We start from the raw sequence: 26,871 nt of genomic DNA, 5'->3' as shown, positions 1-26,871 counted from the left end.
GTAAATCGGCGGCGCGACGACGGCCCGCGTCCCTAGCGTCTGCTCGTGACCCACCGCGACCTCTCCGACACGGAGCTGCGCGCCCTCGCCTTCGTCGACGAGCGCGAGCTGGCCCGTGACCTCCTCGACCTCGTGGCGGTGCCGAGCGTCGTCGGCTCCGACGCCGAGTGCGACGTCCAGCACCTGCTCGCCAAGCAGCTGCGCGAGCTCGACCTCGACGTCGACCTGTGGCAGCTCGACCTGCCCGCGCTCACCGCCGACCCGGGCTTCCCCGGCATGGAGGTCCCGCGGGTCGAGGCCTGGGGCCTGGTCGCCGGCAGCGGCCCGGTCGCGGGCGGCGAGGGCCGCGAGCCGGAGCTCGTCCTCCAGGGCCACGTGGACGTCGTGCCCGAGGGCGACCCGGCGCAGTGGCGCACCGCGCCCTTCCGTCCGTACGTCGACGCCGCCGGCAACCTCCACGGCCGCGGCGCCTGCGACATGAAGGCGGGCGTCGTCGCCAACCTCGCCGCGGTCCGCGCGATCCGCGCCGCCGGCATCGAGCTGGCCAAGCCCTACGCGCTCCACCTCGTCGTCGGCGAGGAGGACGGCGGCCTCGGCGCGTTCGCCACCCTCGCCCGCGGCCACCGCGGCAAGGCGTGCGTCATCACCGAGCCGACCAGCGGCACGATCACCACCGCCAACGCGGGCGCGCTCACCTTCGAGCTGCGCGTGCCGGGCGCGGCGACGCACGGCAGCACGGCGTACGTCGGCCACAGCGCGATCGACGCCTACCTCCCGCTCCACGCCGCCCTCGCGGACCTCGAGCGGCGCCGCAACGCCGACGTGCACCCGCTGATGGCGGAGTACCCGGTCGCCTACCCCATCTCCGTCGGCACGCTCCGCGCCGGCGACTGGGCCAGCACCGTCCCTGACCTGCTGGTGGCCGAGGGCCGGCTCGGCGTCGCCCTCGGCGAGGACGCCGACGACGCCCGCGCCGCGCTCGAGGACGCCGTCGCCGGCGCCGCCGCCCGCGACCCGTGGCTGCGCGACCACCCGCCCGTCGTGGCGTGGACCGGCGGGCAGTTCGGCGCCGGGCAGTACGCCGGGGACGCCGGCGCCCTGCACGACCTGGTCGCCACCGCGCACGTCGACGTCACCGGCGGGCCGCGGCCGCGCGAGCGGGGCGCGCCGTACGGCTCCGACCTCCGGCTGTACGCCGCCGCCGGCACGCCCACGCTCCACTACGGCCCCGGCGACGTCCGCCTCGCCCACAGCCCGCACGAGGCGGTGCCGCTCGCCGAGCTGACCGCCGTCACCGAGACGCTCGTGCTGGCCCTGCTCCGCGCCTGCGCCTAGAAGAGCAGCGCCGAGGCGGGGTCGCGGAGGATCGAGGCGACGTCGGCGAGAAACCGCGAGCCCTTCTCCCCGTCGATGTGCCGGTGGTCGAAGGACAGCGCCAACGTCGTCACGTCGCGGGCGACGATCTCGCCGGTGACCTCGTCGACCCAGGGCCGCTTGGAGATCGCGCCGACGCACAGGATCGCGGACTCGCCGGGGTTGATGATCGGCGTGCCCGCGTCGACGCCGAAGACGCCGACGTTGGTGATCGTGAACGTCCCGCCGCTCATCTCCGCCGGCTGCGTCCGGCCCTCGCGCGCGGTCGCGGTCAGCTGACCGAGCGCCTCGGCCAGCTCGCGGAGGGTGAGGTCCTGGGCGTCCTTGACGTTCGGCACGACCAGCCCGCGCGGGGTGGCCGCCGCGATGCCGAGGTTGACGTAGTGCTTGAGCACCACCTCTCCCGCCGCCTCGTCCCACAGCGAGTTGATCTCCGGCGTGCGCCGCATCGCCAGCAGCACCGCTCGGGCGATGACCAGCAGCGGCGAGACCTTCACGTCGCGCAGCTCGCGGTGGTCCTTGAGCCGCTCGACCAGCTCGGTCGTGCGGGTGACGTCGAGCGTCACCCACTCCGTCACGTGCGGGATCGTGAACGCCGACTCCACCATCGCCGCGCCCATCATCTTGCGCACGCCCTTGATGGGCTCGCGGGTCTCGCGGGTGCCGGCGGGTCGCGCGGCGGATCTCGGCACAGGCGCCAGGGCGCCTTCCTCGACCGGCCGGCCCTCGCCCGGCCGAGACGCGGCGAGGACGTCGTCGCGGGTGACGGTGCCGTGGGGACCGGAGGCGGTGCACGCGGTCAGGTCGACGCCGAGCTCCTTGGCCAGCTTGCGGACCGGCGGCTTGGCGAGCACCCGCTCGTCGGCCGGGAGCGGCGGGGCGGGCGTGGCCGGGACGGCCGGCTCGTCGGCCTCGATGACCGGGTCGGACTGGGCGCCGCCGGGGGCGAAGGCGCCCTGGACCTGCATCTGGGTCGCCGCCGCCGCCTCGGTCGACGGGGAGGCCGACCCCTTGCGCGGCCGGCGCATCGGGCCGCGGTCGGCCTTCATCCGGCCGACGAGGCTCTCCCCCTCGCCGCTGCCGCTGGCCGCGGGGTTGGAGAGGTCGATCTCCATCTCGGGCGTGGGCGTCGCGTACGACGCGCCCGGCTGGTCGTCCGCGTCCGGCGGGCTCGGAGGCGCCGCCGCGTCCCCGATGGCGATGATCGGCGTGCCGACGGGCACGGTCTCCCCCTCGGGGACGAGTAGGCCGGTGACGGTGCCGGCGTACGGCGACGGCAGCTCGACCAGCGACTTGGCGGTCTCGATCTCGACGACCACGTCGTTGACGTCGATGACGTCGCCGACCTTGACCTTCCAGGAGACGATCTCGGCCTCGGTCAGGCCCTCGCCGACGTCGGGCAGGAGGTACTCGGGCATGGGGCTCCTCCTCTCAGATCGCGAGCGAGCGGTCGACGGCGTCGAGGACGCGGTCGAGGTCGGGCAGGAAGTCCTCCTCGATGCGCGAGGGCGGGTACGGCGTGTCGAACCCACCGACCCGCAGCACCGGCGCCTCGAGGGAGTAGAAGCACTCCTCGGTGATCCGGGCGGCGAGCTCCGCGCCCATGCCGAGGTTGACGTGCGCCTCATGGCAGACGACGGCGCGGCCCGTGCGGCGTACCGACTCGTAGACCGGCGCCATGTCCAGCGGCGAGAGCGTGCGCAGGTCGACGACCTCGAGCGAGCGGCCTTCGTTGGAGGCGGCCTCGGCGGCCTTGAGTGCGGTCTTCACCGTCGGCCCGTAGGCCAGCACCGTCACGTCGGTGCCGCGGCGGACGACCCGCGAGCTGAACAGCGGCTGCGGGGTGGCGTCGACGTCGAGGTCGGCCTTGTCGGCGTGGTACTGCCGCTTGGGCTCGAGGAAGACCACCGGGTCGTCGCAGGCGATGGCCTGCTGGAGCATCCAGTAGCCGTCGACCGGATTGGAGCAGGCGACGACCTTCAGGCCCGGGGTGTGCGCGAACTGCGCCTCCGGCGACTCGCTGTGGTGCTCGACCGCGCCGATGCCGCCGCCGAACGGGATCCGGATGACCATCGGCATCCTCGAGCGGCCCTGGCTGCGGAAGTGCATCTTCGCGACCTGGCAGACGATCTGGTCGTAGGCGGGGTAGACGAACCCGTCGAACTGGATCTCCACCACCGGCCGGTAGCCGCGCAGCGCCAGGCCGACGGCGGTGCCGACGATGCCGGACTCCGCGAGCGGGGAGTCGATGACGCGGTCCTCGCCGAAGTCCTTCTGCAGGCCGTCGGTGATCCGGAAGACGCCGCCGAGCTTGCCGACGTCCTCGCCCATGACCAGGACCTTGTCGTCGCGCTCCATGGCTGCGCGCAGGCCCATGTTGAGGCCCTTGGCGAGGGTGACCTTCTGGGTGGTGCGCTGGGCGCTCATCTCAGGCCTCCTCGGCTGCGTCGGCGAAGGTGGAGAGGTACGCCGCGAACCCGTCGCGCTGGGCGGCGAGCTCGTCGGTCATCTCCGCGTAGACGTGGTCGAACATGCTCGACGGCCGCGGGTCCGGCATCGCCTTGCAGCCCTCGCGCAGCGTCGCGCCGAGCTGGTCGGCCTCGTCCTTGATGTCGCCGAAGAACGAGCCCTCGGCCAGGCCGTTGCGCTTGAGGTAGACCTCCAGCCGCGCGATCGGGTCCTTGAGCTTCCAGTGCTCGACGTCGTCGGAGAGCCGGTAGCGGGTCGGGTCGTCGGTCGTGGTGTGCGCGCCCATCCGGTAGGTGTAGGCCTCCACGAACGTCGGGCCCTGGCCGTCGCGCGCACGCTGCAGCGCCGCCTGCGTCACGGCGTACGTCGCCAGCACGTCGTTGCCGTCGACCCGCACGCCGGGGAAGCCGAACCCGAGCGCGCGCTGGTAGAGCGGGATCCGGGTCTGCCGCTCGATCGGCTCGGAGATGGCCCACTGGTTGTTCTGGCAGAAGAAGACGACGGGCGCGTTGTACGACGCCGCGAAGATGAACGCCTCGTTGACGTCGCCCTGGCTGCTGGCGCCGTCGCCGAAGTGCGCGACGACCGCGGCGTCCCGGTCGGGGTCGCCGGTGCCGACGACGCCGTCGCGCTGCATGCCCATCGCGTAGCCGGTCGCGTGCAGCGTCTGGGCGCCGATGACGATCGTGTAGAGGCCGAAGTGGAACTCCTCGGGGTCCCACGAGCCCTGGTCGACGCCGCGGAACAGGCCGAGCAGCCGCAGCGGGTCGAGCCCGCGGCACCAGGCGACGCCGTGCTCGCGGTAGGTCGGGAAGACGTGGTCCTGCGGGCGCAGCGCGCGGCCGGCGCCGATCTGCGCAGCCTCCTGGCCCAGCAGCTGGGCCCAGATGCCGAGCTCGCCGTGGCGCTGGAGCGCGGTGGCCTCGGTGTCGATGCGCCGGGTCAGCACCATGTCGCGGTAGAAGCCGCGCAGCTGCTCGGCGGAGAAGTCGAGGTCGAACTCCGGGTGATGAACGCGCTCGCCCTCGGGCGTCAGCAGCTGGACGAGCTCGGGCCCGCCGTCCTGCTGGGAGGGGCCGAACACCTCCGCGAGGTCGGGGCCGAATCCGGACGTCTGGCTCACGGGCGCACTCCTTCGTGGTCACCGGCCTCCGGGGTCTCCGGTCGCCGGGCGGTGGGTCCCCGGACGCTCGGGCGCGGGGGTGGTGCGCCTTGTGACCGGGACCACATGCGTGGTGGCACCGAAGGTACCGGGGGCGGCCGCCGGCGCGCCAACCCGGTCGGCCTGCTGGCGCGCCCGGCTACGTTCGGCCCATGAGCACCGATGCCGACACCGACATGCGCATCTCCGCCACCGAGCTCATCGCCGCGCCGCCCGAGGTGGTCTTCGCGATCCTCGTCGACCCGCGGCAGCACCCGCGGATCGACGGCTCGGGCACGGTGCGCGACTCGATCTCGGGTCCGGAGCGGCTCGGGCTCGGCTCGACGTTCGGGATGAGCATGAAGATGGGTGCGCCCTACCGCATCCGCAACAAGGTCGTGGAGTTCGAGGAGGGCCGGCTGATCGCCTGGAAGCACCTCGGCCCGCACCGCTGGCGCTACGAGCTCGAGCCGGTCGACCTCGCGGGCACGCCCGGCACCCGGGTCACCGAGACCTGGGACGCGACGTACTACCCCGGCCTCGGGCAGACCGTGCTCCGCCGGCTCGGCGTCCCGGAGAAGAACCGCCGCGGCATCGAGGGCACCCTGCCCAAGCTGAAGGCCGCCGCCGAGGCCGACGCCGGCTGATCCGTCCCTCCAGCTGGCTTGGGGCTGGCCCGTCCGCGCGTCAACGATCGTTCAATTGCGCGGTTTCAGCAGGCGGGAGCGCTCTCGCACGTACATTCCCGCGCAATTGCGCGGAAGTCGACCGGCCTTCGAGATCACCCGCGAGCGCCGGCAGCGCCCGGCTCAGTCCCCGCGCAGCCGCGCGTAGACGTGCTGGAGCGAGTCGGAGACGGCGGTGACGGCGAAGAGCGCGGCCCAGGTGCGGGCCGGGCGCGGGGCGAGGTTGAGCGCGGCGATGTAGGCGGTGCCGACCCAGACGCCGAGGCAGAACGGGCAGGTGATCAGCTTGCCGACCGTGCCGCGGATGCCGCCGTCCTCGCGCGCCTTCTCCACGTGCTCGCCCGAGCCGGCGGCGCCCTCGAACTCGGTGAACGGCGCGCGCACCGGCGCGGCCACGGACGACTTCGACAGCAGCCGGGTGAACTTGTGGACCGCCAGGCCGCCCAGCGCGATGTCGGCGAGGTCGTAGCGCTCGACGAGCGAGTGGCCGGACGCCGAGCCGGCGGCGGCGATGCCGGCGAGGACGAGGCCGTACGTCGTCAGGCTGCCGGCATACCCGCCGAGGGCGACCTCCCCGTCGGGGTCGTAGCCGTCGACGAGCCGGCCGACCGGGTGCGCGTGCGCGTGCGTGGAGGTCATGGGTTCCCGTTGACCAGCCCGGGCGCGTCCCAGACGCCCCCGACGGGGTGAACCGGGTCGCTCGGCCGCCGGCCCTCAGTGCACTGTCCGCCCTCAGTGCACCTCGCCGAGGTCCTCGTGCGCGCCGTGGGAGACCGGCTCCACCTGGAACGTCGCGTGGCGGACGTCGAAGTGCTCGCTCATGCAGGCGCACAGGTCGTCGAGCACGGCCCCGACGCCGCGCTCCGCGAGCGCCTCGTCGGTGACGGTGACGTGGGCCGAGAGGCTCGGGATGCCGCTGGTGATCGTCCAGGCGTGCAGGTCGTGGACGTCCACGACGCCGGGCACGTGGCCGAGGTGGTGGCGCACGTCGTCGAGGTCGAGCCCGGCCGGGGCGAACTCGAGCAGCACCACGACGCTGTCGCGCAGCAGCACCCACGACCGCGGGGCGATGAGCACCGCGATGACCAGCGACGCGATCGGGTCGGCGCGGTCGAAGCCGGTCGTCCACGCCACGACGCCGGCCACGAGGGCGAGCACCGAGCCGAGGGTGTCGGCGAGGACCTCGTTGGTCGCGCCGCGCATGTTGAGCGAGCCGCTGGTGGAGCCGCGCAGGACCAGCACGGCGACGAGGTTCGCGGCCAGGCCGACCGCCGCGAAGGCGACCATCGGCCCGGCCTCGAGGTGGCTGTCGCCGGGGTCGAGCAGCCGGGCGATGCCGGCGTAGGCGAGGTAGGCGCAGACGCCGAGCAGCACCAGCGCGTTGAGCAGGGCCGCCAGGATCTCGGCCCGGTGCAGCCCGAACGTCGACCGCGGGCCGCCGCCGCGCGCCGCGACGTACGACGCCCCGAGCGCGAGCAGGACGGCGGCCGCGTCGGTGGCCATGTGGCCGGCGTCGGCCAGCAGCGCGAGCGACCCGGTCAGCCAGGCGCCGACCAGCTCGACGACCAGCACGGTCGCGGTGATCGCGAGCACGACCCGCAGCCGGCGGCGGTCCTCCGCCCGGCCGGCCGCGTGCCCATGTCCATGCCCGTGTCCCACGGGCTCATCCTGCCGCGCGGGCGATCACCAGGGCTGGATGGGCTCCCCGCCGAGCACCTCGCGGCCGTGCGGGGTCAGCCACGCGTCGGCGTCCGGCCCCTTCGGCACGATGCCGGTGGGATTGATGTCGGTGTGGACGACGTAGTAGTGCGCCTTGATCTGGTCGAAGTCGATCGTCTCGCCGAAGCCGGGCATCTGGAACAGGTCGCGGGCGTAGGCCCACAGCACCGGCATCTCGCTGAGCTTGTTGCGGTTGCACTTGAAGTGGCCGTGGTACACCGCGTCGAAGCGGGCCAGCGTCGTGAACAGCCGGACGTCGGCCTCGGTGACGGTGTCGCCCATGAGGAAGCGGCGGTCGGCGAGGCGCTCCTCGAGCCAGTCCATCGCGGTCCAGAGCCGGTCGTAGGCGTCGTCGTACGCCTCCTGCGAGCCGGCGAAGCCGCAGCGGTAGACGCCGTTGTTGACCTCGGTGAAGATCCGCTGCATGACCGCCTCCATCTCCTCGCGGACGTCGTCCGGCCAGAGGTCGGGCGCGCCGGGGCGGTGGTGGTCGCGCCACTCGGAGAACAGGTCGTGGGTGATCCACGGGAAGTCGTTGGTGACCACCTGCCCGGTCGCCACCTCCACCACCGCGGGCACGGTGATGCCCTTGGGGTAGTCGGGGAAGCGGGCGAGGTAGGCCTCCTGGAGCCGCTCGATCCCGAGCACCGGGTCCTTGCCGTCCGGGTCGAGGTCGAAGGTCCAGCTGCGCTTGTCGTGGGTCGGGCCGGGCATGCCGAGCGAGATGACGTCCTCGAGGCCGAGCAGGCGCCGCACGATGATCGAGCGGTTCGCCCACGGGCAGGCCTTGGCCGCGACGAGGCGGTAGCGGCCGGGCTCGACGGGCCACAGCTCACCCTCGACCGGGCCGTGCTCGGGTCGGCGGGGCGCGCCGTCGACGACCTTCGTGATCCGGTCCGGGATGTAGGACATGTCCCGGTCGAACGCCTTGCCCTTCTCGGTGTACGTCGGCTTGTCGTCGGCCGCGTCGTTCTCGTCAGGCGCCATTCCCCCAGCGTAGGTGAAGGCTCAACCAGCGCCGTCTCCCCGTTGGCCCGACCGGCCCCGGGTCAGGCGTCGATGACCAGCGGGATGATCAGCGGGCTGCGCCGGAACGCGCGGTGCGCCCAGCGACCGATCTCCCGGCTGAGCAGCTGCTCGAGCTGCTGCGGGTCGCCGATCCCTTCCGCGGCGGCGCGGGCCAGCGTCTTCTCGATGACCTGGACGGCCGGGTCGAAGGCGTTCGGCTCGTGCACGAAGCCGCGGACCAGGAAGTCCGGCGGGTCGGCCAGCGTGCCGGTGTCGGCGTCGACGATCGCGAGGACCGTGACGACACCCTCCTCGGCCAGCGTGCGACGGTCCTTCAGCGTCGCCTCGGTGGCGCCGCCGACCGTCTGCGCGTCGACGTACACGTTGCCGGCGCGGACCTTGCCGACGATCTTGGCGTGGCCCTCGACCAGGTCGACGACCACGCCGTCCTCGGCGATGACCACGTGGTCCTCCGGCACGCCGGTGGCGATCGCGAGGTCGGCGTTGGCCTTCAGGTGGCGCCACTCGCCGTGGACCGGCATGACGTTGCGCGGCTTGACGATGTTGTAGCAGTAGACGAGCTCGCCGGCGCTGGCGTGGCCGGAGACGTGCACCTTGGCGTTGCCCTTGTGCACGACCTGGGCGCCCCAGCGGCTGAGGTTGTTGATCAGGCCGGAGATGGCGTTCTCGTTGCCAGGGACCGCGGAGCTGGCCATGAGGATCGTGTCGCCCTCGCCGACGCGGATCTTGTGGTCGCGGTTGGCCATCCGGGCCAGAGCCGCCATCGGCTCGCCCTGCGAGCCGGTGCACACCAGCGTCGCCTTGTGGGCGGGCAGCTTCTCGAGCTGGTCCAGCGGCACGATCAGGCCCTTGGGGACCTTGAGGTAGCCCAGCTCCTGGGCGACACCCATGTTGCGGACCATCGAGCGGCCGACGAAGGCGACCTTGCGGCCGTGCGCGTGGGAGGTGTCGAGCACCTGCTGGATGCGGTGCACGTGGCTGGCGAAGCTCGAGACGATGATCCGCCGCGGCGCGGTGCGGAAGACCTGCTCGATGGCCGGCGCGAGGTCGCGCTCGGACATCGTGAAGCCCGGGACCTCGGCGTTGGTGGAGTCGGTGAGGAAGAGGTCGACGCCCTCCTCGCCGAGCCGTGCGAAGCCGCGCAGGTCGGTGATCCGCCGGTCGAGCGGGAACTGGTCCATCTTGAAGTCACCGGTGTGCAGCACCGTGCCGGCGCTGGTCCGGATGCCGACCGCGAGCCCGTCCGGGATCGAGTGGTTGACCGCCAGGAACTCCAGGTCGAACGGGCCGTAGGGCTTCCGGTCGCCCTCGGAGACCTCGTGCAGCTTCGGCACGATCCGGTGCTCCTTGAGCTTCTCCCGGATGAGCGCCAGGGTCAGCCGCGAGCCGATGACGGGGATGTCCGCGCGCTCGCGCAGGAGGTACGGCACGCCGCCGATGTGGTCCTCGTGGCCGTGGGTCAGCACCAGGCCGACGACCGAGTCGAGCCGGTCCCGGATCCAGCTGAAGTCCGGGAGGATCACGTCGATGCCGGGCTGGTGCTCCTCAGGGAAGAGCACGCCGCAGTCGACGATCAGCAGCTTGCCGTGGTGCTCGAAGACGGTCATGTTGCGACCGATCTCGCCCAGCCCGCCGAGGCCGACGACGCGGAGGCCGTTCTTGGGCAGGCGGGGCGGCTTCTGCAGCTCGGGGTGCGGGTGGCTCACGAGGTGGTTCCGTTCGGGTTGCGGTGTCGCACGTCGGGACCGACGCGTCCGGCGGGTCCCATGGTGGGCCCCATGGTGTCAGTGCGGGAACGTGGTCGCGAGATCGAGGAGCCGGTCGTTGGCCTCGGGCTCGCCGATCGACACCCGCGCACCCTCCCCCGCGAACGGCCGGACGACGATGCCGAGCTCGTCCGCGGCCACCGCGAAGTCGGCCGTGCGGGCGCCCAGCTCGAACCAGACGAAGTTGCCCTGCGCCTCCGGCACCGCCCATCCGCGCTCGCGCAGCCCCTCGACCACGCGGGTCCGCTCGGCCACCAGCGCCGCCACCCGCTCGAGCAGCTCCTCGCGGCGCTCGAGGCTCGCGATCGCCGCGACCTGCGCCACCGACGAGACCCCGAACGGCAGCGACACCGCCCGCAGCGCGGCGGCGATCGGCGCCGGCCCCACGGCGTACCCCACGCGGAAGCCGGCGAGCCCGTAGGCCTTGGAGAAGGTGCGGGTGAGGACGACGTTGGCGTGGCGGCGGTACGTCGCGATGCCGTCGACCGGGTCGGCCATCCGCACGAACTCGACGTAGGCCTCGTCCACGACGACCAGCACGTGCTCGGGCACCTTCGCGAGGAACGCGTCCAGCTCCGCCTGGGTGACCGCCGGCCCGGTCGGGTTGTTCGGCGTGCAGACCAGCACGATCCGGGTGCGGTCGGTCACGGCGGCGGCCATCGCGTCGAGGTCGTGGCGGCCGTCGGGCAGCACCGGCGCCCGCACGCTGGTCGCGCCGGCCGCGGTGACCGCGATCGGGTAGGCCTCGAAGGAGCGCCACGCGAAGACGACCTCGTCGCCGGGGTCGCAGAACGCCTGCACCAGCTGGTAGATCAGCCCCACCGATCCGGTCGCCACCGACAGGTGGTCGGCCGGCACGTCGAAGGTCTCCGCGAGCTTCGCGTAGAGGGCCGCCGAACCCATGTCGGGGTAGCGGTTCATCTGGCCGACCGCGTCCTGCACCGCCTCGACGACGCCCGGCAGCGGCGGGTAGGGGTTCTCGTTGCTGGAGAGCTTGTAGGACACCATCCCCGGCCGCACCGTCGGCGGCTTCCCGGCGACGTACGGCGGGATGTCGGCGACGTTCGGACGGGGCTGCGGGCTGCTCACGCCCGACAGGCTAGGCGCTCACCGCAGGCGCCAGGGCCGCAGGACGAGCGCCAGCAGGAACCCGATGCCGACGCCGATCGCCGCGCCGAGGACGTTGTCGACGACGTCGGTGACGTCGCAGGCGCGGTCGAGGCGGGCCAGGACGAGCTGGGTGACCTCGATGGCGACGGAGTACGCCGCCAGGAACGCCAGCCCGACGGGCACGGCCAGGAACGCGCCGCGCGTGCGCCGGGCCGCGGCGAGCACCAGCAGCGCTCCGGAGGGCACGAACACCACCGTGTTGAGCAGCCGCTGGCCGCCGGAGAAGATCCAGAACCCCTCGGGCGCGGGGCCGCCGATGTCCCAGGAGCACGACTCCATCCGCCCCTCGGCCGGGACGATCCCCGGCGCGCCGCTGGCGGGGATGAGCGTGATGAAGCCGATGACGGCCAGCGACCACAGGAACGCCGCGGCCGAGCCCGACGTGAACGAGCCGAGCCGCCCGCGCAGCGCCAGGTGGAGCAGCAGGCAGGCGCCTGCGGACAGCAGGATGCCCAGGAGCATCACGCCCACGCCGCCGACCGGGAACACGTGCGGGACGTTAGCCGGACGACCTGAGACCGCTCATCGAGACCGCCTCGAGCCGGGGTGGTGGGTGGGACGGACCGAACGGATGATCCTGCGACGAACCGACCCGGACGGGGCCCGCAACCCCTACCGTCGTCCCGTGCTCCTCGCCCGCAACCTCGGCCTCGGTCTGCTGCTCACCAGTCTCGCCGTCCTGACCGTCAGCCACGCGCCCCAGGCGGAGCCGACCACCACCAGCTGCGCCACCCCCACCTGCCGCTAGGCCGGCAGGAGGACCTCGCCGCCGGGGACGACGGCCAGGTCGCGGCCGAGGGTGAGGTCGACGGGGTTGGTGAGGCAGCGGATCGAGCCGCCGCCCTTGTGGAACTCCGACACGTCGACGACCACGACCTCGAAGCCCCACGCCTCCAGCTGCGCGCGCACGTGGTCGGGGCACGCGGGCATGACGACCGTGCGGCCGACGACGACCGAGTTGGCGCAGAACGTCGTCAGCGCCTCCTCCTCGGTCAGCACGAGCGGCTCGGGGACGAGGTCGAGCAGCGCGGCGGCCGAGGCGTCGTCGAGCGCGGCCGGGCAGACGAGGGCGCGGCGGTCGTCGAGCGGGCAGAAGGCCAGGTCGAGGTGGTACATCCCCGGGTGGGTGATCCGCAGGCCACGGACCCGCACCCCCAGCTCGGTCGCGAGGTGCTTGAGCGCGAGCTCCTCGGTGCGCGGCCCGTAGCCGACGACCAGGTCGCCGCGGAACGCGAACGCGTCGCCCGCCTCGAGGTGCGCGCCGACGCCGTCGCGACCGACGTACGACGTCGTGGCGCCACCCGCCGCGAACCACGGCGCCGCGCTCAGCGTCTCCATCCGCCGCTCGGCGTACCGCATGTGCGACATGACGACGTGCCGCGAGCCGTCCTCGCGGACCAGGCCGAGGCCGAGGTTCATCGCGTAGACCATGTCGGGGGCGTCCGGGCGCTGCGGCAGCACGTCGACGGTCGCTCCCAGCCGCTCGAGCGTCGCGACCATCGTCCGCCACTGCGCCATCGCCCGCTCGGGGTCGGGCTGGACGGCGGGGTCCATGAACGGGTTGATGACGTAGTCGACGCGGAAGTGCGCCGGCTCCACCGCGACGTAGCGACGACCCCACTGCAGCTGCTCCACCGAGCCACCCCCGCTTCTTCCTCGTTCGACGATTGTCAGACAACCTGACAACGCGAGCTGAGTGTGGGGCACGACCGCTCCCGGGCACAAGTCGCCGCGCAAGCCGTCCCCGGCGCACGGCAGGGGCATGGGGGAGGATGGGCCGCATGTCCGAGCCGTTCGGCACGTTGAGCCTCGACCACTCCTCGACCGTCGACCGGGTCGCGCAGGAGCTGCGTCGTGCGGTCTTCGAGGGCGAGCTGGAGAGCGGCACGGCCCTGCGCGAGGTGGCGCTGGCGTCCTCCCTCGGCGTCTCCCGGCCCACCGTGCGCGAGGCGCTCACGTTGCTGGTCGCCGAGGGCCTGGCGACCCGCGAGCCGCACCGCGGCGTGAGCGTGACCAGCCCGGACCCCGACTCCGTCCGCGACGTGTGCCGGGCGCGGGCGGTCCTCGAGGGAGCGGGGGTACGCCGCTGGGCCGAGGCCGACGAGGCGCTGCGGGACCGGGTGCGGACGACCCTGGTGGCCTACACGACCGCGATGGCGGAGGGCGCGTCGTACCAGCTGCTCAACGAGCGCCACCTCGCCTTCCACGTCTCCCTCGTCGGCCTCACCGGATCCCCGCGGCTGGTGCACATGGCCGAGCAGCTGGTCACCGAGCTCAAGCTGGCCCTGGCGCAGGTCGACCGGATCCGCCGCAACGCCCACGACCAGGCCGACTCCCACCAGGCGCTGCTCGACCTGCTCGAGGCCGGCGACCTGCCCGCCGCGGCGGCCTTCCTCGAGCGCCACCTCGCCGACGCGGAGGTGGCGATCATCGAGGCGCTGGGCCTGGAGGACGCACCGGCGCCCGAGGACACCCGCCTGGGAGACTGAGCCCGTGCGCTTCCTCTCCTGGCTCCTGACCAACGCGGTCGCCCTCGCGACGGCGGCGTGGCTCGTCGACGGCGTGCGGTTCACCGGCCCCTCGAGCGGCACCGCCGAGCTCGAGCACAAGTGGCCGACGCTGCTCGTCGTGGCGCTGATCCTCGGCGTGGTGACGTCGTTCGTGAAGCCGGTGCTGACGATCCTCTCGATCCCGTTCATCGTCCTCACGCTCGGGCTGTTCCTGCTGGTCATCAATGCCGCGATGCTCGCTCTCACCGGCTGGCTGGCCGAGCAGCTCGACCTCGGCTTCCGGGTCGACGGGTTCTGGGCGGCGGTGCTGGGCGCGGTCGTCATCACGGTCATGACCTGGGTCGTCGACCGGCTCATCGGGGACGACCGCCGATGACGACGGCCGAGACCGTGCTGCCCGCCCCGCGCACGCCCGGCCGCTACTCGGTGGCCCTGGTCTGCCTGGGCAACATCTGCCGCTCCCCGATGGCCGACGTGGTGCTCGCCGCGCGCCTCGAGGAGGCCGGCCTGGCCGACCGGGTCCGCGTCGTGAGCTCCGGCACCGGCGGCTGGCACGTCGGCAACCCGATGGACGAGCGGGCGGCGGCCACGCTGACCGCGGCGGGGTACGACGCGACGCGGCACCGCGCGCAACAGTTCGCGCCGACGTGGCTGGACGAGCACGACCTCGTGCTGGCGATGGACCGCTCGAACCTCGCCGACGTCGGCGGCGCCTCCGAGCGCGTCATGCTCTTCCGCGACCTGGACCCGGTCGCCCCGGGCGGCGAGGTACCGGACCCGTACTACGGTGGCGATGACGGCTTCGAGGAGGTGCTGGACATGGTGGAGCGGACCGCCGACGCGATCACCGCGGCCCTCCAGCGCCTGCTGGGCCGCCCCTGACATGGCCCGCCAGCCGCTGGTCGCCCGCCGCGCCGAGGAGCTCCTCGGCGCCGCCGTGGTGGCCACGGCGCCCGTCGCGGGCGGCGACACCGCGACCGCGACCAAGCTGCGGCTCAGCGACGGCACCACCGCGCTGATGAAGACGATGCCGCACGCGCCGGCCGACTTCTTCGAGACCGAGGCGCGCGGGCTGCGCTGGCTGGCGGCCGCCGAGGGCGGGGCCGCCGTCGCAGACGTGCTGGCCGTCGACGCCGAGTGCATCGTGGTCCGCTGGGTCGAGCCGGGCAAGCAGACCGCGGAGGCCGCCGCCGAGCTCGGCCGGACGCTCGCCGCGACCCACAAGGCCGGCGCCGCGGCGTACGGCGCGGGCCCGGACGGGGAGCACCGCGACGGCTACATCGCGCGGCTCCCGCTGCCGAACCGGGCGGCGCCGACGTGGGCGGAGTTCTTCGCCGTCCGGCGAGTGCTGCCCTACCTCAAGCTCGCCCGCGACCGCGGCGCGGTGACCCCCGAGCAGGCGACGACGGTCGAGTCGGTCGTCGGCCGGCTCCCGTCGCTGCTGCCCGAGGAGGGCCCGGCCCGGCTGCACGGCGACCTGTGGAACGGCAACGTGGTCTGGGGCGTCGACCGCGTCCACCTCGTCGACCCCGCGGCGTACGGCGGGCACCGCGAGGCTGACCTGGCGATGCTCTCGCTGTTCGGCCTGCCGCACCTGCCCAAGGTGCTCGAGGCCTATGCCGAGGCCTCCCCGCTCGCCGACGGCTGGGCCGACCGGCTCGCGCTGCACCAGCTCTTCCCGCTGCTCGTGCACGCGTGCCTCTTCGGCGGCGGGTACGGCGCGCGCGCCGCGGCCGCCGCCGCCCGCTACCGCTGACGCCGACCCGCCCATCCCCAGGGCGGCCGTGGCTGCGCGCCAGCGCTTCTCAGCGGTGGTTCAGGACCGGCTGGCACCATGTCGTCGTGCCAGCGTCCGCCAAGCCCCGCGCCCTCGTCGTCGACGACGACAAGGCGGTGCGGGAGTCGCTGCGGCGGTCGCTGGAGTTCAACGGGTACGACGTGCACGTCGCCACCGACGGCGCGGAGGCGCTGGCCGCGATCGGCAGGGTCGCCCCGGACGTGGTGGTGATGGACGTGATGATGCCGCGGCTCGACGGCATCGAGGCGACCCGGGCGCTGCGCGCGGCGGGCAACGACGTACCCGTCCTCGTCCTGACCGCCCGCGACGCCGTCGGCGACCGGGTGGAGGGGCTCGACGCGGGGGCGGACGACTACCTGACCAAGCCGTTCGCGCTGGCCGAGCTGCTCGCCCGGCTCCGCGCCCTGCTCCGCCGGGTGGTGCCGGCCGAGGACGCGCCGGTCGAGGTGCTGTCGTTCTCCGACCTCTCGATGGACGTGGCGACCCGCGAGGTCCGGCGAGGCGAGCGGCTGATCGAGCTGACGCGCACGGAGTTCACGCTGCTGGAGATGTTCCTGCGCCGCCCCCGCCGCGTGCTGGAGCGCTCGTTCATCCTCGAGGAGGTCTGGGGCTACGACTTCCCGACCACCGCCAACTCCCTCGAGGTGTACGTCGGCTACCTGCGCCGCAAGACCGAGGCGGAGGGCGAGCCGCGGCTGATCCACACCGTGCGCGGTGTGGGCTACGTGCTGAAGGAAGCATGAGCCGGCTGCTGCGCTCGCTCGCCGGCCGGGTCACCCTCCTCACCACCATCGCGGTCGGCCTGGCCGTGGCGTTCGTGGCGGCGGGAGCCTTCGTCACCGTGCGGGTGCAGATGCAGTCGACCCTCGACAACTCCCTGCTCGACCGCGCCCAGCAGGCGGCCCGGACGTCCGCGCTCTCCCAGCTCAGCACCCGCCTGGAGATCCCGTCGTGGATGCTCGGCGCGGGTGACATCCGGGTGGCGTTCGTCTACCCCGACGGCAAGGTGATGACCCCCGACCAGGGTCCGCGGCTCTACATCGGCGAGCCGGAGTTCGAGGTCGCGCAGCGGGAGCGTCGCTTCAGCATCCGCACGATCGGGGCCGGCGGCACCGACTACCGGGTCGTCAGCGTGCCGGTCGCCACCCCCGGCCAGGCCCTCGTCGTGGCCCAGTCGCTCGAGCCGCAGAAGCAGGTGCTGGCGCGGCTCGGCGTCGTCATGCTGCTCTTCGGGCTGCTCGGTGTGGCGGCCGCCGGCGCCGCGGGCTGGGCGGTCGCCCGCAACGGCTTGCGACCCGTCCGGCGGCTGACGACCGACGTCGAGGCGATCGCGCGCACCGAGGACCTCACCCCGATCCGCGTCGAGGGCGACGACGAGGTGGCGCGCCTGGCCGCCGCCTTCAACGAGATGCTCACCGCCCTCGCTGCCTCCCGCGACCGGCAGCGCCAGCTCGTCGCCGACGCGGGCCACGAGCTGCGGACGCCGCTGACCTCGCTGCGCACCAACATCGAGCTGCTCACCCAGGCCGACACGCAGGCCGACACCCCCGGCGCCGCGGCGCTCCCCGAGGGCGCCCGCGCGGAGCTCCTCGACGACGTCCGCGCCCAGATCGAGGAGCTGACCACCCTCATCGGCGACCTGATGGAGCTCTCCCGCGACGAGCCGGCCGCCCACCTGGTCGCGCCCGTGGACCTCGCCGAGGTCGTCGACCAGGCGCTCTCGCGCGTACGCCGCCGCGCGCCCGGCCTCGTCTTCGACACCGAGGTCGAGCCGCACGAGGTCGTGGGCGACTCGGCCGCGCTCGAGCGCGCGGTGACCAACCTGCTCGACAACGCCGCCAAGTGGAGCCCGCCCGGCGGCACGGTGACCGTCCGGCTGGTCGACGGCGTGCTGACCGTCGACGACGAGGGACCGGGCATCGCCGAGGAGGACCGCGGCCACGTGTTCGACCGGTTCTGGCGCGCGGACGAGTCCCGCGGCATGCCCGGCTCCGGCCTGGGCCTCTCCATCGTCCGCCAGGTCGCCGACCGCCACGCCGGGCGGGTCGACGTCGCGGAGTCCCCCGCCGGTGGCGCCCGGCTCGTGCTCACCCTGCCCGCCGGCGTACCCACACCCGGCGGCCCCACCGGCCCCCCGCCCACCTGGATCCCCGGAGGCCGCCCGTGAGGCGCACCCTGCTCGTCGTACCCCTCCTGCTCCTCGCCGGCTGCTCCGGCGGCGGGGGCGACGAGGACGAGCCGGCCGGCGCCTCGCCGCACGGCGGTGCGACCACGCCCGCCGCCACGTCGTGGAACCCCTGCGACGACGTCGAGCCCGAGGAGGTCGGCGAGCTGCTCGGCTCGGCGGTCACCGAGGAGGACGGCGAGCCCGGCGCGATGCGTTGCACCTACCTGCCGGTCGAGGAGGGCGGGCCGACCCTCGACGTGAACTACCTGTGGTTCGACGGCTCGTTCGCGGAGGCCTGGGAGACGATCGGCGGCGACGTGGCCGGCCGGGTGAGCGACCTCGACCTGCCCACGGCCGACGCCGCCCGCACCGTCGTGCAGGTCACCGACGACGCCGTCGTGGTCACCGGCTTCGTGCAGACCGGCGGGCTGATCGAGTCGGTCAACGCGATCGTCCTCGACCCCGGGCAGCGCGACAGCCTCCTGCGTGCGACCCGCGGCCTGCTGCGGCTGCTGTCGGAGCGGGCACCGGAGCGGGCCGCCGGCTGACCGCCTGCCAGGATGCCGGCATGGAGCTGGCGTTCTTCGCGTCCCACGACGACGGCGCGAGCCTCGTCGCCACCGACCTCGCGGTCAGCAGCTGGGGCACCGACCACCTGCACGGCGTGGCCGTCAGCGGCGCGATGGCCCGCGCGCTCGAGTCGCGGCTCGAGCAGGAGAGCCGCACCGACCTGCGACCGGCCCGCTACACCGTCGACCTGTTCCGCCCGGCGAGCCGGCAGCCGCTGACGTTCGCGACCGAGGTCGTCCGCGCCGGGCCGCGGCTCGCGCTGGTCGACGTGACCGCGCTCCAGGACGGCAGGGCGGTCGCGCGGGCGAGCGGGCTGTTCCTCAAGCCCACCGCCGACACCGAGGGCGAGGTGTGGTCCCCCGGCACGCACCCGTCGCCGCCCCCGGTCGACGTCGCGCCCCCGACGACCGAGCCGCACGTCCCGTACCTCCACAGCGACGCCGGCTGGTCCCAGGACTTCCGCGAGCACCAGAACGCCTCGCGCAAGACCTCGTGGAACAGCGGCGTCCCGGTCGTCGCCGGCGAGCCGCTGACCCCGTTCCAGGCCGTCGCCGCCATCGCCGACGGCGCCAGCCTGGTCACCAACTGGGGCACCAACGGCGTCGAGCACATCAACACCGACATCACGCTCACGCTGGTGCGCCACCCCGCCGGCACCGAGATCGGGCTGCAGGCCGTCGACCGGCTCGAGCAGGACGGCATCGCCGTCGGCACCGCGACCGTCTTCGACCGCGAGGGTGCGCTCGGCACCATCGTCGTCACCTCGCTCGCCAACGCCCGTCGCACCGTCGACCTCGGCAAGGAGCAGTGGGAGGACGACGGACGGCGTACGACGTCGGGCGCCTGAGCCCCGGGCGGGCTCAGGCGTACGTGCCGTCCGGGGCCGGCATCCGCCAGGCGCGTTCGAAGGGCAGCCGCCACGCATTCGGCGCGACGAGCTGGTGGATTGCGTTCGGCCCCCACGTGCCGGGCTGGTAGGTCCGCACCGGCGGCGGCGTCTCGAGCAGCGCGCTCGACTTCTCCCACAGCGTCTCGATGCCCTCGGCGGTCGTGAAGAGCGTGTGGTCGCCGCGCATCGCGTCGTGGATGAGCCGCTCGTACGCCGCCAGCACGGCCGTCGACGAGGACGTCTCGTGCGTGGCGAACTGCATCGAGAGCTTCTCCAGCTTCATGCCCGGACCGGGCTTCTTGCCGTAGAACGACAGCGACATCCGCGACTGGTCGGCCAGGTCGAAGGTCAGGTGGTCCGGCCCCTGCATCCCCGCCTGCGAGCCGGCCGGGAACATCGACAGCGGCGGCTCCTTGAACGCGATCGAGATGATCCGCGCGCTCTCGGCCAGCTTCTTGCCGGTCCGCAGGTAGATCGGCACCCCGGCCCACCGCCAGTTGTCGATCTCGACCTTCAGCGCGATGAAGGTCTCGGTGTCGGAGTCGTCGGCGACCTCCTCCTTGCCGCGGTAGCCGTCGTACTGCCCGCGCACCACGTCATGCGGGTCGATCGCCTTCATCGACCGGAACACCTTGTTCTTCTCGTCGCCGATCGGGCCCGGCTCCAGCGAGGTCGGCGGCTCCATCGCCATGAACGCCAGCACCTGCATCAGGTGGGTGACGACCATGTCGCGGTAGGCGCCGGTCGACTCGTAGAACTTGGTGCGGCCCTCGAGCCCGAGCGTCTCGGGGACGTCGATCTGCACGTGGTCGATGAAGTTGCGGTTCCAGATCGGCTCGAAGAGGCCGTTGGCGAAGCGGAACGCCAGGATGTTCTGCGCCGCCTCCTTGCCGAGGAAGTGGTCGATGCGGAAGATCTGCTGCTCGTCGAAGACCTCGTGCAGCTCGGCGTTGAGGTTGACCGCCGAGGCCAGGTCGGTGCCGAACGGCTTCTCCATGACGATCCGCGACCGCTCGACCAGCCCCGCCTTGTCGAGCTGGTGGACGACGTCGAGCGCGGCCTTCGGCGGCACGCTGAGGTAGTGCAGGCGGCGCTTGCGCTCGTCGGGCCCGGGCAGCGTGTCCTCCGCGCGGGCCACCTCGTCGGCCAGCGCCTGCGGCCCCGCGGACTGCGGGAGGTAGCTGAGCAGGTTGCCGAACGGCGCCCACCGCTCGTCGTCGATGGTGCCCTCGCCGAACTCCTCGCAGGCCTCGCGCGCGAACGTCTCGAAGTGCGTGCTGTCGACGTCCTCCAGCGAGGTGCCGACGATGCGCGTGTCCGCGAGCAGCCCCGCCTCGAACAGGTGCAGCAGGCCCGGCAGCAGCTTGCGGCGGGACAGGTCGCCGGTGGCGCCGAACAGCACGATCACGTGCGGCTTGGCCAGGCTCTCGACGGTGCTCACGCGGGGTTACCTCCTGGTGTCGTGCCCGGCGTCGTGACCGGGTGTCGCGAAGACGGCGAGCAGCCGCTCCGCCTTCCATCGTGCCTCGGCGTGCTCGGAGGCGGCGTCGGAGTGGACGGTGATGCCGCCTCCGGTACCCAGCTCCCACCGCCCGTCACCCGCGGTCACCAGGCTCCGGATGACCACGCCGAGGTCCGCCCTCCCGTCGGCCGCGACCCAGCCGAACGCGCCGGCGTACGCCCCGCGCGGCGTGCTCTCCACCGCGTCGACGACCTCCATGGTCCGCAGCTTCGGGGCGCCGGTCATCGAGCCGGCCGGGAAGAGCGAGCGCAGCGCCGCAATCGTCGTGACGTCCTCGCGCAGCCGGCCGCGGACGGTCGAGACGAGCTGGTGGACGCTCGCGTAGGACTCCACGTCCATCAGCACCGGCACCTCGACCGAGCCCGGCTCGCACACCGTGGCCAGGTCGTTGCGGAGCAGGTCGACGACCATCAGGTTCTCGGCGCGGTAGCGCTGCTCGGTGCGCAGCCGCTCGGCCGCCGCCGCGTCGTCGGCCGGGGTCGCGCCGCGGGGCGTGGTGCCCTTGATCGGCTTGGTCTCGAGGGTGCGCGAGCCGTCGGCCCCGCGGGAGACCGTGGCGTAGCGCTCGGGGCTGCTGGACAGCAGCCAGGCCCGCGCGCCGGGCACGTCGTGCTGGAGGAAGCCGGCGTACGGCGCGGGGTTGAGGTCGCGGAGGCGGAGGTACGCCGCCACGGGGTCGAGGTCGCTCGTCGTCCGCTCCCGGTGGGTCAGGTTCACCTCGTAGGAGTCGCCGGCGTGCAGCGCCTCCTGCACGCGCGCGAACGCCGCGGCGTACTCCCCCGGCACCTGGCCCGCGGACGTCAGGCGTCGCGTGGCAGCGGGTGCTCGCTCCGCACGACGCCCCGGGTCGTCGTGGGTGAAGAGCCGCACCTGGGAGGGGCGCATCCACACCGCGTCCGGCAGCCCCTGCGCGGGGCGGGCCGGCAGGTCGGGCCGGCACGCGTAGCCGAGGTAGCCGAACCACTGGTCCTCCGGCCCGCCCGCGGCCAGCTCCGCCTCGAGGACCGCGAAGACCTCCGCGCCCTCGGCCACCACCTCCGAGCGGCCCCCGGCGTGCCGGGTGACGGTGCGGGAGGCCGCGTCGTAGGAGATCGACACGTCGTCCTCGGCCAGCCAGCCGAGCAGGGAGCGGCGGCCGGACCAGTCCCGCGCGCCGCCGCCGTCGAGCCAGAAGCAGCGGGCGTGGGTGGCGGCGACCTCGGTGAACGCCTCCTCGACCGGCTGCTCGGTCCTCATCCGCCAACCCCCAGGAAGGACGCGACGATCCGCAGCCCGTGCTCGGAGAGCACCGACTCGGGGTGGAACTGCACACCCTCGAGCGGGAGCGTCCGGTGCCGCACGCCCATGACCGCGCCGTCCTCGGCCCGGGCCGTCACCTCGAGGCAGTCGGGCACGACCGTGGCGGCCAGCGAGTGGTAGCGCACCGCCGCGAACCCCTGCGGCAGCCCGGCCAGCACCCCCCGGCCGTCGTGGGTCACCCGCGAGACCGTGCCGTGCGCCGGCTCGACGCGCTCGACGCGGCCGCCGTACGTCGTCACCAGCCCCTGCATGCCCAAGCACACGCCCAGCACCGGCCGGGTCGCGGCGGCGAGCACCTCGCGCCCGACCGCGAAGTCCGCGGGGTCGTCCGGGCGGCCGGGTCCGGGCGAGAGCACCACGTGGTCGTGGGCGAGCACGTCGACAGCCGTCACCTCGTCGTGCTGGACGACCGTCGGGAGGACGCCGGTGACCTGCGCGACGAGGTGGACGAGGTTCCAGGTGTAGGAGTCGTGGTGGTCGACCACCACCACGTCCGCCGCCACAGGTCCCAGGCTAGTGCCGGGGAGCGTCCCCGGAGCCGTCCCCGTCGAGCAGCAACGAGACCACGTAGTCGTGGAGCAGGTCGTAGCCGCGCTCGGTGAGGATCGACTCGGCGTGGAACTGGATGCCCCGGTAGTGCGGCCCCGCCAGGTGGTGCACGTCGCCGGACTCCGGGTCGGTGTCGACCCGGACGCCGTCGGGCAGCGCGTCGCCGGCGCCGACCCTGCCGACGAACGTGTTGTAGAAGCCGACCCGCTCCGTGCGCCCCTCGAGCGGCACCGGTGACTGGGTGCCCTGGAAGACGATGTCCTTGTAGGTCAGCGGGATGCCGAGCTGGTGGCAGAGCGCCTGGTGGCCCAGGCACACCGCGAGGAACGGCGCCTGCTTGTCCATGAGCTCCGCGACGGCGGCGCGCAGGTTCGCCATCTTCGGGTCCGCGTCGTCGCGGGGGTCGCCCGGGCCCGGCCCGACGATGACCAGGTCGTAGCCGTCGAGGCACCCGGCGACGTACTCCTCGTGGCGCACGACCTCGCTGGTCATGCCGAGCACGCCGAGGACGTGGCGCAGCATGTTCACGAAGTCGTCCTCGCCGTCGAGGATCACCGCACTGCGGCCGGCGAGCCGCGGGTCGGGGCTGGAGCCGCCCTGGTCGGTCAGCCAGAACGACGAGAGCCGCCGGTTGCGGGCGTTGAGCGCGAGCAGGACGTCCTCGTCGCTGACCAGCTCGGCGACGTTGACGTCCGGGGTCGGCGCGGGCGGCACCAGCCCGAAGGCGCTGAGGATGCCGCCGGCCTTGGCGTGGGTCTCGGCGACCTCGTACGCCGCGTCGGAGTCGCGCACGAGCGTCGCGCCGGCGGTGACCTTGAGGTTGCCCTCGAGGTCGACGTCGGCGGTGCGGATGACGATCGGGCTGTCGACGACCGGCCCGCCCTCGGCGTCGCGGCCGAGCACGGCCAGCGCGGCGCCGTAGTAGCCGCGGCCCTCGGTCTCGTACTGCTTGATCAGCCGGCAGGCGTTCTCCACCGGGCTGCCGGTGACGGTCGCGGCGTACATCGTGTCCCGCAGCACCTCGCGGGGGTCGCGGTCGGTGCGGCCGGCGAGGAGGTACTCGGTGTGGACGAGGCGGCTCATCGGCTTCAGGAACGGCCCGAGCACCTGGCCGCCCTGGTTGCAGATGTCGCACATCATCTTCAGCTCCTCGTCGACGACCATGAAGAGCTCGTAGATCTCCTTCTCGTCGCGCAGGAACTCCAGGAGGTCGCCCTTGACGTCGGCGTGCGGGTCGCGAGGGATGCGGAAGGTGCCACTGATCGGGTTCATCCGCACGTCGCCGCCGTGGATCGACACGTGCCGCTCGGGGCTGGCGCCGACGAGGTAGCGGTCGCCGGTGAAGAACAGGAACGTCCAGTACGCCCCGCGCTCGCGCTCCAGCAGCCGGCGGAAGACGGCCAGGGCCTTGTCGGCGCCCCAGTCGTCGACCTTCGCCCGGTAGTGCCGGCCGACGACGAGGTTCGCGCCCTCGCCCTGGCCGATCTCGTCGCGGATGATCGCGTCGACGAGCTTGCCGTACTCCACGTCGTCGGTCTCGAAGCCGCCGCGGTCCGCGAACGTCACCTCGACGTCGTCGATCGCCTCGACCACCTCGGCGACGGAGAGCTCCAGCTCGGTCTCCACGTCGACGACCACCAGCGGCGTGCCGTCGTCGTGCGCCTCGAACCCTCGCTCGGCGACCTGCCGGAACGGCACCGCGAGCAGCCGGTCGGCGATGTGGCCGGCGCGCGGCGGCCCCTGCTCCAGCGGTACGTCGAGCAGCGACTCCACCACGGAGCGCTTGCCGCCCACGAGCCCGACGCTGTCGCGGTCCCCCGCCCGCGTCGACCGGCGGATGATCGCCCACGCCTCGTGCCCCTGGAGCGCGGCGATGGCGTCCCGGGCGTTCGGCGTGCTCGTCATGGCGCGAACTCTAGTTGTCGCCCGCCGCCGCTTCCTCCCGGTTCCACGCCACCGCTCCAGCCCGTCACCGGGACGCGCCCCGGACTAGCTGACGGTCGTCAGCAGCTGGGTGGCGCGGGTGAGGACGACGTAGAGCGTGGCGCGGCCGGTGAGCGACTCGTCCTCGATCTCCTGGGGGCGGACGACGACGATGCCGTCGAACTCCAGGCCCTTGGTGTCGAGGCCGGTGAGCACGACGACCCGGTCCTCGCCGGACGGCGTGACCGAGGAGTCGACGGCCGCGCGGGCACCGGGGGCGTCGTCGGCGAGCTCGGGCCAGGAAGCCAGCCAGGAGTTGACCTCGGATCGGCGGGCGACCGGGACCACGATGCCGACGGTGCCGCCGACCTTCCCGGCGATGTCGACGACGGCCTCGCGGGTGGCCGCCTCGAGGTCGGTGACGCCGGTGACCTCGACCGGGTCCGCGCCGGTGGAGCGGACGGCGGTGGGGAGGTCGGCGTCGAGCCCGACGCGGCGTGCGTACGCCTCGGCGTACGCGTAGATCTCGGACGAGTTGCGGTAGTTCGTCGAGAGGTGGAAGGCGTGGATCTTCTTGCCCTCGAGCGCCTCGGCGCGGGCGGCCTCGGCCTCCTCGCGGACCGGCCAGGAGGACTGCGCGGGGTCGCCGACGATCGTCCACGAGGCGGCGCGCCCTCGACGGCCGACCATCCGCCACTGCATGGGGGTGAGGTCCTGGGCCTCGTCGACGAGCACGTGGGCGAAGCCGTCGTCCTCGATGCGGTGCTGCGGAGGCGCCCAGGCGCGGCCGGAGGGGGCGTACTCGCGGTCGGCGGCCGTGGTCAGCTCCTGCAGGTCCACCGAGCCCTCGATGGCCGACAGCGGGTCGTCGCGGTCGTCCTCGGGCTTGGCGGGCACGTCGCCGAGCGCGTACCGCAGCTCGTCGAGCAGCGCGACGTCGGCGACCGACAGGTCGGTGGCGCCGGCCCACGACTTGAGCAGCAGCCGCTGCTCCTCGGGCGTCACGACGCCCTCGCCGACCCGGGCGAGGAACTCGGGGTCGCGCAGCCAGCCGAGCACGGTCGGCGCGTCCAGCGGGGGCCACCAGGCCACCGCGAAGTCCACGAACCGCTGGTCCGACAGCATCTCCTCGTCGAACGCCTCGCGCCCGCGGTCGCGGCCGCGCTCGCCCCGCACCTGCCGCCACATGGCGTCGAGCAGCGTCGCGGCGACCCGCGGCAGCTGCTTGTTGCGGCGGCCCTGCGACATCAGCTGGCGGCGCAGCCGGCCGAGCAGGCCGCGGTCGAGGACGATCGTGTCGTCGCGCCAGAAGATCCGGAACTCGGTCGGGCTGCCCGGGGCCTGCTGCCGCGCCGTACGCCGCATGAGCTCGGCCATCCGCGCCGCGCCCTTGACGTCGGCGACCGCCGGCTCGTCGTGCCGGGTCGCGCGGACGCCGTCGACGACCTCGCCCAGCGAGCGCAGCGCGACCGCGGTCTCGCCGAGGCTCGGCAGCACCCGCTCGATGTAGCGCATGAAGACCCCGCTGGGGCCGACGACCAGCACGCCACCGGTCTCGTAGCGGCGGCGGTCGGTGTAGAGGAGGTACGCCGCGCGGTGCAGCGCGACGACCGTCTTGCCGGTGCCGGGGCCGCCGGAGATGGTGACGACGCCCTTGCTGGGCGCGCGGATCGCCTTGTCCTGCTCGGCCTGGATGGTGGCGACGATCGAGTGCATCGAGCGGTCCCGGGCCCGGGAGAGCTGCGCCATGAGTGCGCCCTCACCGACGATCGGCAGGTCGAGGCCGGCCTCGTCGAGCGCCTCGGCGTCGAGCAGCTCGTCCTCGACGCCGACGACCTCCGGCCCGGCGCACCGCAGCACGCGACGGCGGATCACGGCGTGCGGCTCGGCCGCCGTGGCCTGGTAGAACACCGCGGCCGCAGGCGCGCGCCAGTCGATGAGCAGCGAGTCGCGGTTGGCGTCGCGCAGGCCGATCCGACCGACGTAGCGCGGCGCGGGATCGAGGTCGGGCCGCATGTCGAGGCGGCCGAAGACCAGGCCCTCGTGGGCGGCGTCGAGCTGCGCGATCCGCTTCGCGGCCTGGAAGACCATCGCGTCGCGCTCGACCAGCCCCCCCTCGTGGCCGAGGCGGCCGCGCTCGTGACCCTCCGCGGCCAGCTGGCGGGCGGCGGTGGCCGACTCCTTCAGCTGGCGGTAGACGAGGTCGACGAATGCCTGCTCGCCCGCGACCTCCCGGTCCGCGAGCTGCTGGTCGTGCTGGTCCTGCTGGTCGTTCGATGCTCCGGACAAC

26 protein-coding genes are annotated in these 26,871 nt (G+C 73.5%); 11 read left to right on the top strand and 15 right to left on the bottom strand.

Annotated features, from left to right (window positions below; genetic code table 11):
* Positions 1-45: 45 nt before the first annotated feature.
* The gene (locus H7344_RS05220; RefSeq protein WP_186344936.1) at positions 46-1,335 is read left to right on the top strand and encodes an ArgE/DapE family deacylase; all 1,290 of its coding nucleotides are present in this window, start codon (positions 46-48) and stop codon (positions 1,333-1,335) included.
* Here the strand turns inward: H7344_RS05220 and H7344_RS05215 are convergent.
* Genes H7344_RS05215 through pdhA form a run of 3 tightly spaced genes read right to left on the bottom strand, consistent with a single transcriptional unit; the run spans position 1,332 to position 4,927 of the window.
* Positions 1,332-2,792: a dihydrolipoamide acetyltransferase family protein gene (locus tag H7344_RS05215; RefSeq protein ID WP_186344935.1), complete on the bottom strand. Its 1,461-nt coding sequence runs from the start codon at positions 2,790-2,792 to the stop codon at positions 1,332-1,334. The genes H7344_RS05220 and H7344_RS05215 overlap by 4 nt on opposite strands.
* Before the next feature lie 13 nt (positions 2,793-2,805).
* On the bottom strand, positions 2,806-3,801 hold the full coding sequence (locus H7344_RS05210; protein ID WP_186344934.1) for an alpha-ketoacid dehydrogenase subunit beta: 996 nt from the start codon (positions 3,799-3,801) through the stop codon (positions 2,806-2,808).
* 1 nt (position 3,802) lies between these two features.
* On the bottom strand, positions 3,803-4,927 hold the full coding sequence (pdhA, locus tag H7344_RS05205) for a pyruvate dehydrogenase (acetyl-transferring) E1 component subunit alpha (RefSeq protein WP_229707048.1): 1,125 nt from the start codon (positions 4,925-4,927) through the stop codon (positions 3,803-3,805).
* Positions 4,928-5,157: 230 nt separating this feature from the next.
* Here pdhA and H7344_RS05200 point away from each other — a divergent pair, with 230 nt between their 5' ends.
* Positions 5,158-5,631 carry an SRPBCC family protein gene (locus H7344_RS05200; protein ID WP_229707029.1) on the top strand — a complete coding sequence of 158 codons (474 nt, stop codon included), beginning with the start codon at positions 5,158-5,160 and terminating at the stop codon, positions 5,629-5,631.
* A gap of 162 nt (positions 5,632-5,793) precedes the next feature.
* On the opposite strand, the gene H7344_RS05195 is transcribed toward H7344_RS05200, so the two are convergent.
* From H7344_RS05195 to H7344_RS21070, 6 genes are all read right to left on the bottom strand, one after another.
* Positions 5,794-6,309 (bottom strand): DUF1360 domain-containing protein, encoded by a 516-nt coding sequence (locus H7344_RS05195; RefSeq protein WP_186344932.1) that lies wholly within the window; start codon positions 6,307-6,309, stop codon positions 5,794-5,796.
* Positions 6,310-6,402: 93 nt separating this feature from the next.
* Positions 6,403-7,329, bottom strand: coding sequence for a cation diffusion facilitator family transporter (locus H7344_RS05190; protein WP_186344931.1), 927 nt, complete (start codon positions 7,327-7,329; stop codon positions 6,403-6,405).
* 24 nt (positions 7,330-7,353) lie between these two features.
* A complete protein-coding gene (locus H7344_RS05185; protein ID WP_186344930.1) occupies positions 7,354-8,376 on the bottom strand; it encodes a glutathione S-transferase family protein in 1,023 nt (340 codons plus the stop codon).
* A 62-nt stretch (positions 8,377-8,438) separates the two neighbouring features.
* Positions 8,439-10,124, bottom strand: coding sequence for a ribonuclease J (locus tag H7344_RS05180; protein ID WP_186344929.1), 1,686 nt, complete (start codon positions 10,122-10,124; stop codon positions 8,439-8,441).
* A gap of 78 nt (positions 10,125-10,202) precedes the next feature.
* Positions 10,203-11,273 carry a histidinol-phosphate transaminase gene (gene hisC, locus H7344_RS05175; protein WP_186344928.1) on the bottom strand — a complete coding sequence of 357 codons (1,071 nt, stop codon included), beginning with the start codon at positions 11,271-11,273 and terminating at the stop codon, positions 10,203-10,205.
* Between the two features lie 18 nt (positions 11,274-11,291).
* Positions 11,292-11,843: a VanZ family protein gene (locus H7344_RS21070; RefSeq protein WP_186344927.1), complete on the bottom strand. Its 552-nt coding sequence runs from the start codon at positions 11,841-11,843 to the stop codon at positions 11,292-11,294.
* 82 nt (positions 11,844-11,925) lie between these two features.
* Here H7344_RS21070 and H7344_RS05165 point away from each other — a divergent pair, with 82 nt between their 5' ends.
* On the top strand, positions 11,926-12,102 hold the full coding sequence (locus H7344_RS05165; RefSeq protein ID WP_186344926.1) for a hypothetical protein: 177 nt from the start codon (positions 11,926-11,928) through the stop codon (positions 12,100-12,102).
* Here the strand turns inward: H7344_RS05165 and H7344_RS05160 are convergent.
* The gene (locus H7344_RS05160; protein ID WP_229707028.1) at positions 12,099-12,989 is read right to left on the bottom strand and encodes a dimethylarginine dimethylaminohydrolase family protein; all 891 of its coding nucleotides are present in this window, start codon (positions 12,987-12,989) and stop codon (positions 12,099-12,101) included. The genes H7344_RS05165 and H7344_RS05160 overlap by 4 nt on opposite strands.
* 146 nt (positions 12,990-13,135) lie before the next feature.
* Here H7344_RS05160 and H7344_RS05155 point away from each other — a divergent pair, with 146 nt between their 5' ends.
* The 8 genes from H7344_RS05155 (at position 13,136) to H7344_RS05120 (ending at position 19,246) form a co-directional block, all read left to right on the top strand.
* On the top strand, positions 13,136-13,843 hold the full coding sequence (locus H7344_RS05155) for a GntR family transcriptional regulator (protein WP_186344924.1): 708 nt from the start codon (positions 13,136-13,138) through the stop codon (positions 13,841-13,843).
* Between the two features lie 4 nt (positions 13,844-13,847).
* Positions 13,848-14,240: a phage holin family protein gene (locus H7344_RS05150; RefSeq protein ID WP_186344923.1), complete on the top strand. Its 393-nt coding sequence runs from the start codon at positions 13,848-13,850 to the stop codon at positions 14,238-14,240.
* Positions 14,237-14,746 (top strand): low molecular weight protein-tyrosine-phosphatase, encoded by a 510-nt coding sequence (locus H7344_RS05145; RefSeq protein ID WP_186344922.1) that lies wholly within the window; start codon positions 14,237-14,239, stop codon positions 14,744-14,746. Before H7344_RS05150 ends, H7344_RS05145 begins: the two co-directional genes overlap by 4 nt.
* Before the next feature lies 1 nt (position 14,747).
* Positions 14,748-15,620 carry a fructosamine kinase family protein gene (locus H7344_RS05140; RefSeq protein WP_186344921.1) on the top strand — a complete coding sequence of 291 codons (873 nt, stop codon included), beginning with the start codon at positions 14,748-14,750 and terminating at the stop codon, positions 15,618-15,620.
* Between the two features lie 86 nt (positions 15,621-15,706).
* The gene (locus H7344_RS05135) at positions 15,707-16,405 is read left to right on the top strand and encodes a response regulator transcription factor (protein WP_186344920.1); all 699 of its coding nucleotides are present in this window, start codon (positions 15,707-15,709) and stop codon (positions 16,403-16,405) included.
* Positions 16,402-17,829 carry a sensor histidine kinase gene (locus tag H7344_RS05130; RefSeq protein ID WP_186344919.1) on the top strand — a complete coding sequence of 476 codons (1,428 nt, stop codon included), beginning with the start codon at positions 16,402-16,404 and terminating at the stop codon, positions 17,827-17,829. Before H7344_RS05135 ends, H7344_RS05130 begins: the two co-directional genes overlap by 4 nt.
* Positions 17,826-18,377, top strand: coding sequence for a DUF3558 family protein (locus H7344_RS05125; RefSeq protein WP_186344918.1), 552 nt, complete (start codon positions 17,826-17,828; stop codon positions 18,375-18,377). Before H7344_RS05130 ends, H7344_RS05125 begins: the two co-directional genes overlap by 4 nt.
* Before the next feature lie 20 nt (positions 18,378-18,397).
* Positions 18,398-19,246, top strand: a complete 849-nt coding sequence (locus H7344_RS05120) for a thioesterase family protein (protein ID WP_186344917.1) — start codon at positions 18,398-18,400, stop codon at positions 19,244-19,246.
* A 13-nt stretch (positions 19,247-19,259) separates the two neighbouring features.
* Here the strand turns inward: H7344_RS05120 and zwf are convergent, their stop codons facing one another.
* From zwf to H7344_RS05095, 5 genes are all read right to left on the bottom strand, one after another.
* A complete protein-coding gene (gene zwf, locus H7344_RS05115; RefSeq protein ID WP_186345061.1) occupies positions 19,260-20,711 on the bottom strand; it encodes a glucose-6-phosphate dehydrogenase in 1,452 nt (483 codons plus the stop codon).
* A gap of 24 nt (positions 20,712-20,735) precedes the next feature.
* Positions 20,736-22,046 (bottom strand): anthranilate synthase component I family protein, encoded by a 1,311-nt coding sequence (locus H7344_RS05110; RefSeq protein WP_186344916.1) that lies wholly within the window; start codon positions 22,044-22,046, stop codon positions 20,736-20,738.
* Positions 22,043-22,612 carry an anthranilate synthase component II gene (locus tag H7344_RS05105; protein WP_186344915.1) on the bottom strand — a complete coding sequence of 190 codons (570 nt, stop codon included), beginning with the start codon at positions 22,610-22,612 and terminating at the stop codon, positions 22,043-22,045. Before H7344_RS05105 ends, H7344_RS05110 begins: the two co-directional genes overlap by 4 nt.
* Before the next feature lie 10 nt (positions 22,613-22,622).
* A complete protein-coding gene (locus H7344_RS05100) occupies positions 22,623-24,563 on the bottom strand; it encodes an anthranilate synthase family protein (RefSeq protein WP_186344914.1) in 1,941 nt (646 codons plus the stop codon).
* An 84-nt stretch (positions 24,564-24,647) separates the two neighbouring features.
* Positions 24,648-26,870, bottom strand: coding sequence for a HelD family protein (locus H7344_RS05095; RefSeq protein WP_229707026.1), 2,223 nt, complete (start codon positions 26,868-26,870; stop codon positions 24,648-24,650).
* Between the last annotated feature and the right edge of the window lies 1 nt (position 26,871).

The sequence above is a fragment of the Nocardioides deserti genome, assembly GCF_014266025.1.
GTDB lineage: Bacteria > Actinomycetota > Actinomycetes > Propionibacteriales > Nocardioidaceae > Nocardioides > Nocardioides deserti.
The sequence above is the reverse complement of the archived record's forward strand: the minus strand, read 5'-3'. Positions and strand labels throughout refer to the sequence as shown.

Excerpts from the sequence above, each read along its gene's own strand:
- H7344_RS05120 (WP_186344917.1), top strand. The coding sequence starts at position 18,398 with ATGGAGCTGGCGTTCTTCGCGTCCCACGACGACGGCGCGAGCCTCGTC.
- H7344_RS05195 (WP_186344932.1), bottom strand. The coding sequence starts at position 6,309 with ATGACCTCCACGCACGCGCACGCGCACCCGGTCGGCCGGCTCGTCGAC.
- H7344_RS05165 (WP_186344926.1), top strand. The coding sequence starts at position 11,926 with ATGATCCTGCGACGAACCGACCCGGACGGGGCCCGCAACCCCTACCGT.
- H7344_RS05215 (WP_186344935.1), bottom strand. The coding sequence starts at position 2,792 with ATGCCCGAGTACCTCCTGCCCGACGTCGGCGAGGGCCTGACCGAGGCC.
- H7344_RS05140 (WP_186344921.1), top strand. The coding sequence starts at position 14,748 with ATGGCCCGCCAGCCGCTGGTCGCCCGCCGCGCCGAGGAGCTCCTCGGC.
- H7344_RS05155 (WP_186344924.1), top strand. The coding sequence starts at position 13,136 with ATGTCCGAGCCGTTCGGCACGTTGAGCCTCGACCACTCCTCGACCGTC.
- H7344_RS05185 (WP_186344930.1), bottom strand. The coding sequence starts at position 8,376 with ATGGCGCCTGACGAGAACGACGCGGCCGACGACAAGCCGACGTACACC.
- H7344_RS05200 (WP_229707029.1), top strand. The coding sequence starts at position 5,158 with ATGAGCACCGATGCCGACACCGACATGCGCATCTCCGCCACCGAGCTC.
- H7344_RS05110 (WP_186344916.1), bottom strand. The coding sequence starts at position 22,046 with ATGAGGACCGAGCAGCCGGTCGAGGAGGCGTTCACCGAGGTCGCCGCC.
- H7344_RS05145 (WP_186344922.1), top strand. The coding sequence starts at position 14,237 with ATGACGACGGCCGAGACCGTGCTGCCCGCCCCGCGCACGCCCGGCCGC.
- H7344_RS05100 (WP_186344914.1), bottom strand. The coding sequence starts at position 24,563 with ATGACGAGCACGCCGAACGCCCGGGACGCCATCGCCGCGCTCCAGGGG.
- H7344_RS05130 (WP_186344919.1), top strand. The coding sequence starts at position 16,402 with ATGAGCCGGCTGCTGCGCTCGCTCGCCGGCCGGGTCACCCTCCTCACC.
- H7344_RS05210 (WP_186344934.1), bottom strand. The coding sequence starts at position 3,801 with ATGAGCGCCCAGCGCACCACCCAGAAGGTCACCCTCGCCAAGGGCCTC.